This is a genomic window from Streptomyces solincola (assembly GCF_002982015.1).
In the GTDB taxonomy this organism is placed as follows: Bacteria; Actinomycetota; Actinomycetes; order Streptomycetales; family Streptomycetaceae; genus Streptomyces; species Streptomyces solincola.
On sequence record NZ_PVLV01000073.1, the window covers coordinates 1 to 12,339 of the forward strand.

The 12,339-nt window shown below is 73.1% G+C and carries 8 protein-coding genes; 7 read left to right on the plus strand and 1 reads right to left on the minus strand.

Annotated elements, in window-relative coordinates:
* The first annotated feature begins 189 nt into the window (after positions 1-189).
* A complete protein-coding gene (gene lgt, locus C6N75_RS05460) occupies positions 190-1,200 on the plus strand; it encodes a prolipoprotein diacylglyceryl transferase (RefSeq protein ID WP_258177242.1) in 1,011 nt (336 codons plus the stop codon).
* 74 nt (positions 1,201-1,274) lie between these two features.
* On the opposite strand, the gene rbsK is transcribed toward lgt, so the two are convergent.
* Positions 1,275-2,159, minus strand: coding sequence for a ribokinase (rbsK, locus tag C6N75_RS05465; RefSeq protein WP_105867698.1), 885 nt, complete (start codon positions 2,157-2,159; stop codon positions 1,275-1,277).
* 136 nt (positions 2,160-2,295) lie between these two features.
* On the opposite strand from rbsK, the gene C6N75_RS05470 reads away from it, so the two are divergent.
* The 6 genes from C6N75_RS05470 to C6N75_RS05495 all read left to right on the plus strand — a co-directional run bounded on the left by C6N75_RS05470 (position 2,296) and on the right by C6N75_RS05495 (position 12,099).
* Positions 2,296-2,955, plus strand: coding sequence for a GOLPH3/VPS74 family protein (locus C6N75_RS05470; RefSeq protein ID WP_105867699.1), 660 nt, complete (start codon positions 2,296-2,298; stop codon positions 2,953-2,955).
* Between the two features lie 70 nt (positions 2,956-3,025).
* Positions 3,026-3,766: a ribonuclease H family protein gene (locus tag C6N75_RS05475; RefSeq protein WP_105867700.1), complete on the plus strand. Its 741-nt coding sequence runs from the start codon at positions 3,026-3,028 to the stop codon at positions 3,764-3,766.
* Between the two features lie 185 nt (positions 3,767-3,951).
* On the plus strand, positions 3,952-4,680 hold the full coding sequence (locus C6N75_RS05480; protein ID WP_105867701.1) for a VIT1/CCC1 transporter family protein: 729 nt from the start codon (positions 3,952-3,954) through the stop codon (positions 4,678-4,680).
* 566 nt (positions 4,681-5,246) lie between these two features.
* Entirely contained in the window at positions 5,247-9,812 is a 4,566-nt protein-coding gene (gene gltB / locus C6N75_RS05485; RefSeq protein WP_105867702.1) for a glutamate synthase large subunit, read from the plus strand.
* Complete coding sequence (locus tag C6N75_RS05490; protein ID WP_105867703.1) at positions 9,805-11,265, plus strand: glutamate synthase subunit beta; 1,461 nt, start codon at positions 9,805-9,807, stop codon at positions 11,263-11,265. The genes gltB and C6N75_RS05490 overlap by 8 nt, the downstream gene beginning before the upstream one ends.
* Positions 11,266-11,652: 387 nt before the next feature.
* On the plus strand, positions 11,653-12,099 hold the full coding sequence (locus C6N75_RS05495; RefSeq protein ID WP_105867704.1) for a hypothetical protein: 447 nt from the start codon (positions 11,653-11,655) through the stop codon (positions 12,097-12,099).
* The last annotated feature ends 240 nt before the right edge of the window (positions 12,100-12,339 follow it).

Genomic DNA, 12,339 nt, shown 5'->3' on the forward strand with positions numbered 1-12,339 from the left:
GCCTCCGCCTCGCCGTCCGGGGCCTCGCCGTCCGGGTCCTCCTCCCCGGCGGGTGGCGGGCCGGGCGTGGAACCGGCCCCGGAGCAGTAGCCGGACGGCGGCCGTCCGGGCGGTGGCTTGTGCTGTTATCCAGTCTTTGCCGGGCGGGTTGCCGAGGGCGCCGCCCGGCAGGGTAGCGTCGGTGCTGCCATGGACCTTGCCTACATCCCCAGCCCGTCGACCGGTGCGATCCACCTCGGACCCGTCCCGCTGCGCGGCTACGCCCTCTGCATCATCGCCGGTGTCTTCGTCGCCGTCTGGTTCGGCAACAAGCGCTGGATCGCCCGCGGCGGCCGAGCCGGCACCGTGGCCGACATCGCCGTCTGGGCCGTGCCCTTCGGCCTGGTCGGCGGCCGGCTCTACCACGTCATCACCGACTACCAGCTCTACTTCGGCGAGGGCGAGAACTGGGTCGACGCCTTCAAGATCTGGGAGGGCGGCCTCGGCATCTGGGGCGCCATCGCGCTCGGCGCGGTGGGCGCCTGGATCGGCTGCCGCCGCCGCGGCATCCCGCTGCCCGCCTACGCCGACGCCATCGCCCCCGGCATCGTCCTCGCCCAGGCCATCGGCCGCTGGGGCAACTGGTTCAACCAGGAGCTGTACGGCCGGCCCACCGACCTGCCCTGGGCGCTGAAGATCAGCGAGGGCGCCAACCGCGAGGCGGGGCTGTACCACCCGACGTTCCTGTACGAGTCGCTGTGGTGCGTCGGCGTCGCGCTGCTGGTCGTCTGGGCCGACCGCCGGTTCAGGCTGGGCCACGGCCGGGCGTTCGCGCTGTACGTCGCCGCCTACTGCGCCGGGCGCGGCTGGATCGAGTACATGCGGGTGGACGAGGCGCACCACGTGCTGGGCCTGCGGCTCAACGTCTGGACCGCGATCGTGGTCTTCGTGCTGGCCGTCGTCTACATCGTCGTCTCGGCCAGGCTGCGGCCCGGCCGGGAGGAGATCGTGGAGCCGGCCGTCCTCGCCGACCAGGCCAAGGCCGACGCGGCGAAGCTGAAGGCCGCCGAGCAGGACGGCGACTCGGAGGGCGACTCCGGCAGCACCGGGGACGGGGCCCCGGGCGGAGGCGCGGACGGCGCGGTCGGACAGGGCGGCGCGGCGCGCGACAGCTCCGGTTCCGCCTCCGGCGGCGCGTCCAAGACGGCCGGGAAGGGCTGAGCCGGGCCCCTGAAGACCCCGGAGGGGCGGTCACCGCATGACGGTGACCGCCCCTCCGCCGTGTCCGCCACGGCTCAGAGCGCGTCGATCTCCTTGCGGTACGGCATGGCGGGCGCCGCGCCCAGGCGCTGCACGGACAGCGCGGCGGCCGAGGAGGCCCAGGCCAGCGCGTCCCGGACCGGCCGGCCCTCGGCCAGCGCGACCGCCAGGACGCCGGTGAAGGTGTCCCCGGCGGCGGTGGTGTCCACCGCGTCCACCTCGGGGGCGGGCACCATGACCGGTTCGGCGCCCCGGGCGGCGTGCAGACTGCCGGCCGCGCCCAGGGTGATCACAGTCTGCGGCACCTGGCGCAGCAGCGCCTCGGCGGCCCCGTGCGGGTCGGCGATCCCGGTCAGCGCGGCGGCTTCGTGCTGGTTGGGCACCAGCAGGTCGGTGGCGCCCAGCAGCTCGGGCGGCAGCGGCACGGCGGGCGCGGGGGTGAGGACGGTGCGCACCCCGTGCCGGCGGGCCGCCTGGGCGCCCTCGACCACGGCCGACAGCGGCAGTTCCAACTGGAGCAGCAGGGCGTCGGCGGTGGCGATCAGGGTGTCGTCGCCGGGGAGCAGCGACTCGACGGTGCCGTTGGCGCCGGGCACGACGACGATCGTGTTGCGGCCCTCGTCGTCCACCGTGACGTGCGCGGTCCCGGAGGGGCCCTCGACGGTGCGCAGCAGGTCGGTGTCGACGCCGGCGCTCTCCAGCGAGGCGCGCAGCGCGGAGCCGTACGGGTCGGAGCCGACGGCGCCGATCATCGAGACCTCGGCGCCGGCCCGGACCGCGGCGACGGCCTGGTTGGCGCCCTTGCCGCCGGGTGCGGTACGGAAGTCCCGGCCGGTGACGGTCTCGCCGGGTCCCGGGAGGCGGCCGGCGTAGGCGACGAGGTCCATGTTGGCGGAGCCGAGTACCACGATGTGGGTCATGGGCGACGTCTCTCCTGGAGTCGAAGATCGAAACGGGGCCTGCCGTGCCTCCCAGGGTGCCGTGCGGGGGAGCCGGGAACCACGCGGCCGGCTCGGACGTCACACTGATGACCGAACACGATCAAGGAGCTGGGGCATGGCCGTCACGCTGGGCGAGGAGATCACCCTGCTGTCGCTGGACGACGAGTCGGGCGTCGCCAGGGAGCGGTCGTCGGCAAGCTGGGCGGTGGCGGGCGGGGCGCTGCTGGAGCTGGCGATGGCCGGGCGGGTGGCGGTGGCCGACGGCAGGCTCACCGTGGTCGACGCCTCGCCCACCGGGACGGCGCTGCTCGACGAGCGGCTGCGCGGGCTCGCGGAGTGGACGCGGGGCAAGGAGCCGCGCCGGGTGACCGACTGGCTGACGAAGGACCACTCCAAGGCGGTCGCCGCGACGGTGGCGGCGCTGTGCGAGCGCGGTCTGGTCGCCGAGGAGCGGGGCCGGGTGCTCGGCGTGTTCCCGGTGCGCCGGTACCCGGAGGTGGACGGCTCGGTGGAGCGCGAGCTGCGGGCCCGGCTGACGTCCGTGCTGTACGGGGCGGAGCCCGACGCGCGTACCGGTGGCCTCATCGCCCTGCTGCACGCGGCGAAGCTGCACCGCCTGGCCTTTCCCGACGTGCCGCGGGTCCGGGCCGAGTCGCGCATGGCGCAGGTCGCCGAGGGCCAGTGGGCCGGTGACGGTGTGCGCGAGGCGATCCGGAACATGCAGGCCGCGATGGCGGCCGTCACCGCGGCCACGGTCGCCGCCGTGGTGATCTGACCCGCCCGCCGCCGGGCCCGGCGGCCGCCCGCGGTCCGGGGCCGGTGCGCCGTACGGCATGATCGGGGGAATGTCCGATCGCATCATCGCCGCCTGTGACGGGGCGGCCAAGGGGAATCCGGGCCCGGCCGCCTGGGCGTGGGTCATCGCCGACGGGGAGGGCCGGCCCGAGCGCTGGGAGTCCGGCCCGCTGGGCCGTGCCACCAACAACGTGGGGGAGCTGACCGCGCTGCTGCGGTTGCTGGAGGCGGCGGACGCCGGCACTCCGCTGGAGGTGCGGATGGACTCCCAGTACGCCATGAAGGCGGTGACCCAGTGGCTGCCGAACTGGAAGCGCAACGGCTGGAAGACGGCCGCCGGCAAGCCCGTCGCCAACCAGGAGCTGGTGCAGCGCATCGACTCCCTGCTGGACGGCCGGGACGTGGAGTTCCGCCATGTGCCGGCCCACCGGGTGGACGGCGACCTGCTCAACGCCATCGCCGACCAGGCCGCCAGCGACGCGGCCGTCAGCCAGCGGGCCGCCGGCACCGCGCACGGCGACACCGCGCTGCCGCAGCCGGCGCCGGAGCGCGCCGCGCCCGCCGCCGGGGCGAAGGCCCGCCGCCCGGTCCGTACCCGGCCGGCCGCCGGAGCGGCGACCGCCACGGGGGCGTCCGCCAAGGCGTCCTCCGGCAAGGCGCCCACCATCACGGCGAAGTTCCGGGGCACCTGCCCGTGCGGCACGTCGTACGCCGCCGGGGAGTCGATCACCCGGGTCGGCGCGCGCTGGGGCCACCCGGCGTGCCGGACGGCCGGCGACTCCCCGTCCTGACCCCCGTACTTCGGTAAGGCATCCCTGACCTGCGAAGACGCGTCCGCTCCATCCTTCCGACGACGATCGGTAAGTAAAGCCTGCCTTGCTGGCGCGCCCCTTACATCGGGCGTAAGTTCGAGGGCGTCGAGGGGGAGCGGGACCGCGTCCGGGCCCCGCCGTATCGCGTACCACCGGGGAGAGACGTGTCCATCATCGAGACCGAGGCGACGCTGCACGCGGCGCACCGCGACAACCACACCCACCGCGACGTCAACGGCGGCTGGCTGCGGCCGGCGGTGTTCGGCGCGATGGACGGCCTGGTCTCCAACCTGGCGCTGATGACCGGCGTGGCCGGCGGGGCCGTCTCGCAGCAGACCATCGTGATCACCGGGCTGGCCGGTCTCGCGGCCGGCGCGTTCTCCATGGCGGCGGGGGAGTACACCTCGGTCGCCTCCCAGCGCGAGCTGGTGGAGGCGGAGCTGGACGTGGAGCGGCGCGAGCTGCGCAAGCACCCGGTGGACGAGATGGAGGAGCTGGCCGCGCTCTACGCTGCGCGCGGGGTCGAGCCCGCGCTGGCCCGCGAGGTCGCCATGCAGCTCTCCCGGGACCCCGAGCAGGCGCTGGAGATCCACGCCCGCGAGGAGCTGGGCATCGACCCGGACGACCTGCCCTCGCCGCTGGTCGCCGCCGTCTCCTCGTTCGGGTCGTTCGCGCTGGGCGCGCTGCTGCCGGTGCTGCCGTACCTGCTCGGCGCCACCGCGCTGTGGCCGGCGGTGCTGCTGGCGCTGCTGGGCCTGTTCGCCTGCGGCGCGGTGGTGGCCCGGGTGACGGCCCGGAGCTGGTGGTACAGCGGGCTGCGGCAGCTGCTGCTCGGCGGCGCCGCCGCGGCGCTCACCTACGGGTTGGGCGCGCTGTTCGGCGCGGCGGTCTAGGGGCGTGCGCCGGCCGCCGCGCTCGCCGGGCGCGGGCGGCCGATCGGCCGTACCGTGGAACCCGCCGGGCACCCCCGCCACCACCGCGGCCAGCGGCTTCACAGCAGGTCGGACCCCACAACGACCGGGCGGCCACCGCCCCCCGCGTTGTGACGAAACTCCAATAGCACAATGCGCCATGCCGATGAGACACTATGCGCCGCGGCACATAGACAGCCGCTGATGCTGACGGTTTGGAGCCTTGCACACCGGGGCATGAGCCGTTAGCGCCGCGGGCAACGAAGCCCGCGCACACGTGCACGGGCCGTCGGACCGGCCCCGAGCACCGAGCCGCCGCCGGGTGCGCCAGGACGTCGCAAGCGACTCCCCTTCGCCCGGCTCCGCCGTCTCCGCGCTGCCCGTGACCTGCGGGGCACCATCCCGCACCCCCTCGTGTTGTCCGCATGCTGGAATGCAGTATCCGCTTTGCGGAATCGCAGCCATCATGTAACCTGCACGAAATTTTGCGGAGGGCCAACGTCGTCCCTTCGGCACCGCTGTATGCCACGACGACGACGGGAGAGCCGATGCGTTCCGACGCCTGGTCGCCCATGGACGGTCGCCCCGCCCCGCAGGGTATGTACGACCCCCGCAACGAGAAGGACGCCTGCGGCGTCGGCTTCGTTGCCACCCTCACCGGCGTAGCCAGCCACGAGCTGGTGGAGCAGGCCCTGACCGTCCTGCGCAACCTGGAGCACCGCGGCGCCACCGGCGCGGAGGCGGACTCCGGCGACGGCGCGGGCATCCTGTTCCAGGTCCCGGACGCCTTCCTGCGCGAGACCGCCGGCTTCGAGCTGCCCGAGGCGGGCTCGTACGCCGTCGGCATCGCCTTCCTCCCGGCCGACGCCGAGGAGAACGCGACCGCCGTCTCCCGTATCGAGGCCATCGCCGCCGAGGAGGGACTGACCGTCCTCGGCTGGCGCGAGGTGCCGGTCGCGCCCGACCTGCTCGGCGCCACCGCCCGCGCCACCATGCCGGTCTTCCGCCAGCTCTTCGTCAGCGACGGCGAGACCAGCGGGATCGTGCTGGACCGCAAGGCGTTCGTGCTGCGCAAGCGCGCCGAGCGCGAGGCGGCCACCTACTTCCCCTCGCTGTCCTCGCGGACCATCGTCTACAAGGGCATGCTCACCACCGGGCAGCTCGAGCCGTTCTTCCCGGACCTGTCCGACCGCCGCTGCGCCACCGCGGTCGCCCTCGTCCACTCGCGCTTCTCCACCAACACCTTCCCGAGCTGGCCGCTGGCCCACCCGTACCGCTTCGTCGCGCACAACGGCGAGATCAACACGGTCAAGGGCAACCGCAACTGGATGCGGGCCCGCGAGTCCCAGCTCGCCTCCGAGGCGTTCGGCGCCGGCGCGCTGGACCGGATCTTCCCGATCTGCACCCCCGACGCCTCCGACTCGGCCTCCTTCGACGAGGTGCTGGAGCTGCTGCACCTCGGCGGGCGCTCGCTGCCGCACGCGGTGCTGATGATGGTCCCCGAGGCGTGGGAGAACCACGACTCGATGGACCCGGCCCGGCGCGCCTTCTACCAGTACCACTCCACGATGATGGAGCCCTGGGACGGCCCGGCCTGCGTCACCTTCACCGACGGCGTCCAGGTCGGCGCGGTCCTGGACCGCAACGGGCTGCGCCCCGGCCGCTACTGGGTCACCGACGAGGGCCTGGTCGTGCTCTCCTCCGAGGTCGGCGTCCTGGACATCGACCCGTCCAGGGTCGTCCGCAAGGGCCGCCTCCAGCCCGGCCGGATGTTCCTGGTGGACACCGCCGAGCACCGGATCATCGAGGACGACGAGATCAAGGCCGGCCTCGCCGGCGACCAGCCGTACCAGGAGTGGCTGGAGACCGGCATCATCGAGCTGGGCGACCTGCCCGAGCGCGAGCACATCGTGCACACCCACGCCTCGGTCACCCGCCGCCAGCAGACCTTCGGCTACACCGAGGAGGAGCTGCGCGTCCTGCTCGCGCCGATGGCCCGCGCCGGCGCGGAGCCGATCGGCTCCATGGGCACCGACTCGCCCATCGCCGCGCTCTCCGACCGGCCCCGGCTGCTGTTCGACTACTTCACCCAGTTGTTCGCGCAGGTCACCAACCCGCCGCTGGACGCCATCCGCGAGGAGCTCGTCACCTCGCTGCACTCCTCGCTGGGCCCGCAGGGCAACATCCTGGAGCCGACCTCGGCCACCTGCCGCAGCGTCACCCTGCCCTTCCCGGTGATCGACAACGACGAGCTGGCCAAGCTCATCCACATCAACGCCGACGGCGACATGCCCGGCATGAAGGCCGCCACGCTCTCCGGCCTCTACCGGGTCTCCGGCGGCGGCGAGGCGCTGGCCGCCCGCATCGAGCAGATCTGCACCGAGACCGACGCCGCCATCGAGGCCGGCGCCCGCCTCATCGTGCTCTCCGACCGGCACTCCGACGCCGAGCACGCCCCGATCCCCTCGCTGCTGCTCACCGCCGCCGTGCACCACCACCTCATCCGCACCAAGCAGCGCACCCAGGTGGGCCTGCTGGTGGAGGCCGGCGACGTGCGCGAGGTCCACCACGTCGCGCTGCTCATCGGCTACGGCGCGGCCGCGGTCAACCCGTACCTCGCCATGGAGTCGGTCGAGGACCTGGTCCGCGCCGGCACCTTCATCGAGGGCGTCACCGCCGAGAAGGCCATCCGCAACCTGATCTACGCGCTCGGCAAGGGCGTGCTGAAGGTGATGTCCAAGATGGGCATCTCCACCGTCGCCTCCTACCGCGGCGCACAGGTCTTCGAGGCCGTCGGCCTGGACGAGGCGTTCGTCGAGAAGTACTTCAACGGCACCGCCACCAAGATCGGCGGCGCGGACCTGGACATCGTCGCCCAGGAGGTCGCCGCCCGGCACACCAAGGCGTACCCGGTCTCCGGCATCGCCTCCGCGCACCGCCGCCTGGACATCGGCGGCGAGTACCAGTGGCGCCGCGAGGGCGAGCCGCACCTGTTTGACCCGGAGACCGTCTTCCGGCTCCAGCACGCCACCCGCTCCGGGCGCTACGACATCTTCAAGCAGTACACCGGCCGGGTGAACGAGCAGTCCGAGCGGCTGATGACGCTGCGCGGCCTGTTCGGCTTCTCCTCCGACCGGTCCGCGATCCCGCTGGACGAGGTCGAGCCCGCCTCCGAGATCGTCAAGCGCTTCTCCACCGGCGCGATGAGCTACGGCTCCATCTCGCAGGAGGCGCACGAGACGCTCGCCATCGCCATGAACCAGCTCGGCGGCAAGTCGAACACCGGCGAGGGCGGCGAGGACCCGGAGCGGCTGTACGACCCGGCCCGCCGCTCGGCGATCAAGCAGGTGGCCTCCGGCCGCTTCGGCGTGACGTCCGAGTACCTGGTCAACTCCGACGACATCCAGATCAAGATGGCGCAGGGCGCCAAGCCCGGCGAGGGCGGCCAGCTCCCCGGCCACAAGGTCTACCCGTGGGTCGCCAAGACCCGCCACTCCACCCCGGGCGTCGGCCTGATCTCCCCGCCGCCGCACCACGACATCTACTCCATCGAGGACCTCGCCCAGCTCATCCACGACCTGAAGAACGCCAACCCGGCGGCCCGCATCCACGTGAAGCTGGTCTCCGAGGTCGGCGTCGGCACGGTCGCGGCCGGCGTGTCCAAGGCGCACGCCGACGTGGTGCTGATCTCCGGCCACGACGGCGGCACCGGTGCGTCTCCTCTGACGAGTCTCAAGCACGCGGGCGGCCCCTGGGAGCTGGGCCTGGCCGAGACCCAGCAGACCCTGCTGCTCAACGGCCTGCGCGACCGGATCGTGGTGCAGACCGACGGCCAGCTCAAGACCGGCCGGGACGTGGTCATCGCCGCGCTGCTCGGCGCGGAGGAGTTCGGCTTCGCCACCGCCCCGCTGGTGGTCTCCGGCTGCGTCATGATGCGCGTCTGCCACCTGGACACCTGCCCGGTCGGCATCGCCACCCAGAACCCGGTGCTGCGCGAGCGCTACTCCGGCAAGGCCGAGTACGTCGTCAACTTCTTCCAGTACATCGCCGAAGAGGTCCGCGAACTCCTCGCCGAGCTGGGCTTCCGCACCCTGGACGAGGCCGTCGGCCACGCCGAACTCCTCGACACCACCCGGGCGGTGGACCACTGGAAGGCGCAGGGCCTGGACCTCGCCCCGCTCTTCCACGTGCCCGAGCTGCCCGAGGGCGCCGTCCGGCACCAGATCACGGTGCAGGACCACGCCCTGGAGAAGGCCCTGGACAACGAGCTGATCAAGCTCGCCGCCGACGCGCTGAACGCGGAGAGCGCCGAGCAGGCCCAGCCGGTCCGCGCCCAGGTCGCCATCCGCAACATCAACCGCACCGTCGGCACCATGCTCGGCCACCACGTGACGAAGAAGTTCGGCGGCGCGGGACTGCCGCAGGACACCATCGACATCACCTTCACCGGCTCGGCCGGCCAGTCCTTCGGCGCCTTCGTGCCCAAGGGCGTGACCCTGCGGCTGGAGGGCGACGCCAACGACTACGTCGGCAAGGGCCTGTCCGGCGGCCGGATCGTGGTCCGCCCCGACCGGGGCGCCGACCACCTGGCCGAGTTCTCCACCATCGCGGGCAACACCATCGCCTACGGGGCCACCGGCGGCGAGCTGTTCCTGCGCGGCCGCACCGGCGAGCGCTTCTGCGTCCGCAACTCCGGCGCGCTGGTGGTCTCCGAGGGCGTCGGCGACCACGGCTGCGAGTACATGACCGGCGGCCACGCGGTCGTCCTCGGCGAGACCGGGCGCAACTTCGCGGCCGGCATGTCCGGCGGCGTCGCCTACGTCGTCGACCTGGACCGCGACAACGTCAACCCCGGCAACCTCGCCGCCGTCGAGCCCCTGGAGGACGGCGACAAGCAGTGGCTGCACGACGTCGTGCGCCGCCACCACGAGGAGACCGGCTCGACGGTCGCCGAGAAGCTGCTCGCCGACTGGGACACCTCGGTGAACCGGTTCAGCAAGATCATCCCCACCACGTACAAGGCAGTGCTCGCCGCCAAGGACGCCGCTGAGCTCGCCGGTCTCTCCGAGCGGGAGACCACCGAGAAGATGATGGAGGCGGCGACCAATGGCTGACCCCAAGGGCTTCCTCACCACCGGGCGCGAGGTCGCCAAGACCCGGCCCGTGGACGAGCGCGTCAAGGACTGGAACGAGGTCTACGTCCCCGGCTCCCTGCTGCCGATCATCAGCAAGCAGGCCGGCCGCTGCATGGACTGCGGCATCCCGTTCTGCCACAACGGCTGCCCGCTCGGAAACCTCATCCCCGAGTGGAACGACTACGCCTACCGGGAGGACTGGGGCGCGGCCTCCGAGCGGCTGCACGCCACCAACAACTTCCCCGAGTTCACCGGCCGGCTCTGCCCCGCGCCGTGCGAGTCGGCCTGCGTGCTGGGCATCAACCAGCCGGCCGTCACCATCAAGAACGTCGAGGTCTCCATCATCGACAAGGCGTGGGACAGCGGCGACGTCACCCCGCAGCCGCCCGAGCGCCTGTCCGGCAAGACCGTCGCCGTCATCGGCTCGGGACCGGCCGGCCTCGCCGCCGCCCAGCAGCTGACCCGGGCCGGCCACACCGTCGCCGTCTACGAGCGGGCCGACCGCATCGGCGGACTGCTGCGGTACGGCATCCCCGAGTTCAAGATGGAGAAGGTGCACATCAACCGGCGCATCGAGCAGATGCGCGCGGAGGGCACCAAGTTCCGCACCGAGGTCGAGATCGGCGTCGACATCGACGCCGCCAAGCTGCGCCGCCGCTACGACGCCGTCGTCATCGCCGCCGGCGCGACCGTCTCCCGCGACCTGCCGGTGCCCGGCCGGGACCTCAAGGGCATCCACTTCGCCATGGAGTACCTGCCGCTGGCCAACAAGGTGCAGGAGGGCGACTTCATCGCCCCGCCGATCACCGCCGAGGGCAAGCACGTGGTGGTCATCGGCGGCGGCGACACCGGCGCGGACTGCGTCGGCACCGCCCACCGCCAGGGCGCGGCCTCGGTCACCCAGCTCGAGATCATGCCCCGCCCCGGCGAGGAGCGGAACACCAACCAGCCCTGGCCGACCTTCCCCATGCTCTACAAGGTCACCTCCGCCCACGAGGAGGGCGGCGAGCGCGTCTACGCCGTCTCCACCACCCACTTCGAGGGCGACGAGGACGGCAACGTGCAGGCCCTGCACCTGGCCGAGGTGGAGTTCAAGGACGGCAAGCTGGAGCAGAAGCCCGGCACCGAGCGCCGTATCCCCGCCCAACTGGTCACCCTGGCCATGGGCTTCACCGGCACCGACCGCTCCAACGGCCTGGTCGAGCAGTTCGGCCTGGACCTCGACGAGCGCGGCAACGTCGCCCGGGACGCCGACTTCGCCACCAACGTGGACGGCGTCTTCGTCGCCGGCGACGCCGGCCGCGGCCAGTCCCTGATCGTCTGGGCCATCGCCGAGGGCCGCTCCGCCGCCCGCGGTGTGGACCGCTACCTCACCGGAGCGAGCGCCCTGCCCGCCCCGATCCGCCCCACCGACCGCGCCCTGGCGGTCTGACCCGGGACGCCACCCAGGCCGCCCGCCGGGCCCGCAACCCCGGCGACGGCCACCCCTCATCGTCCCGTACAACGGCGTACGGAACACCGCAGCGCCTGCCACGTCCCCGACCGGACCGGCAGGCGCTGCACCCTTTTCCGGTGCTGATCTCGCTGTCGCGGAGGCGAGCACCGCTGCTCCGGCGGCGCGCGTCGCTGTACCCGTGGCGATCATCGTTGTGATCATGTGCTGATCGGACGGTTGCGGAGGCCGGCGGTACGGAGGTGGGCCGGGCGTGTGAGGCGCCCGGCGGGGGCGTGCGCGGCGTCCGGCGGCCGGGTAGGGCTGACGCTCCCCGACTCCCGCGCCCCGGCCCTGCCGGGGCGCCGCCTGACAGGAGACCAGCTCATGATCCGTGCGGGACTCGTCGCGGCCGCCGCGGCCGCGCTCGTCCTCGGGCCGGCCGCGCCCGGCTTCGCCGCCACCACCACGACCGGTGACGTCAGCGCCCCCTGGGGCGACCGCGCCCGGGTCGAGTTCACCTGGACCGACCGGACGGCCGTCGAGGGCGGAACCCTCACCGTCTCCGACCTGACCTGCGACGACGCCCCGGTGTACGCCGTCGTCACCGCCCTCACCGGGAGCGGGGCCACCATCCCGCTGGCCACCACCGCGCGCACCGCGGGCTGCGGACAGCGCGCCGAGCGCACGCTGACCCGGGTCGGGGACGCGGCCGGCATCCGCCAGGTGACGCTCAGCCTCTGCCGCCCCGCCACCGGCGCGGCCGGCGCGGCATGCGTCACCCCGTACCGGGCGACGAACCCCTACGGCGGGTTCGGCGGCCTCCGGTTCTGAGCGGCTCTGACCGCGGCTGACCGCCGCTCGACGCCGGGGCGTCCCTTCGCGGGTCGCCCTCGGGTCGTTCACCTCCCGGTCGCACAGGTGGCCGTTCGGTCGACATCATGCGGACGTTCCGCCTCCGTCATTGACGTGCACACGTCTACGCGCGTCATCATCGGACCATGACGATTCCCCCACGCCTCAGTCTGCTCGGCGGCGCCGCCGAGCAGACTGAGGCGTGGGGGAATCGTCATG

Bases quoted from the DNA above. Each gene is read 5' to 3' on its own strand.
- C6N75_RS05475 (WP_105867700.1), top strand. From the start codon at position 3,026: ATGTCCGATCGCATCATCGCCGCCTGTGACGGGGCGGCCAAGGGGAAT.
- C6N75_RS05470 (WP_105867699.1), top strand. From the start codon at position 2,296: ATGGCCGTCACGCTGGGCGAGGAGATCACCCTGCTGTCGCTGGACGAC.
- C6N75_RS05495 (WP_105867704.1), top strand. From the start codon at position 11,653: ATGATCCGTGCGGGACTCGTCGCGGCCGCCGCGGCCGCGCTCGTCCTC.
- rbsK (WP_105867698.1), bottom strand. From the start codon at position 2,159: ATGACCCACATCGTGGTACTCGGCTCCGCCAACATGGACCTCGTCGCC.
- C6N75_RS05490 (WP_105867703.1), top strand. From the start codon at position 9,805: ATGGCTGACCCCAAGGGCTTCCTCACCACCGGGCGCGAGGTCGCCAAG.
- lgt (WP_258177242.1), top strand. From the start codon at position 190: ATGGACCTTGCCTACATCCCCAGCCCGTCGACCGGTGCGATCCACCTC.
- gltB (WP_105867702.1), top strand. From the start codon at position 5,247: ATGCGTTCCGACGCCTGGTCGCCCATGGACGGTCGCCCCGCCCCGCAG.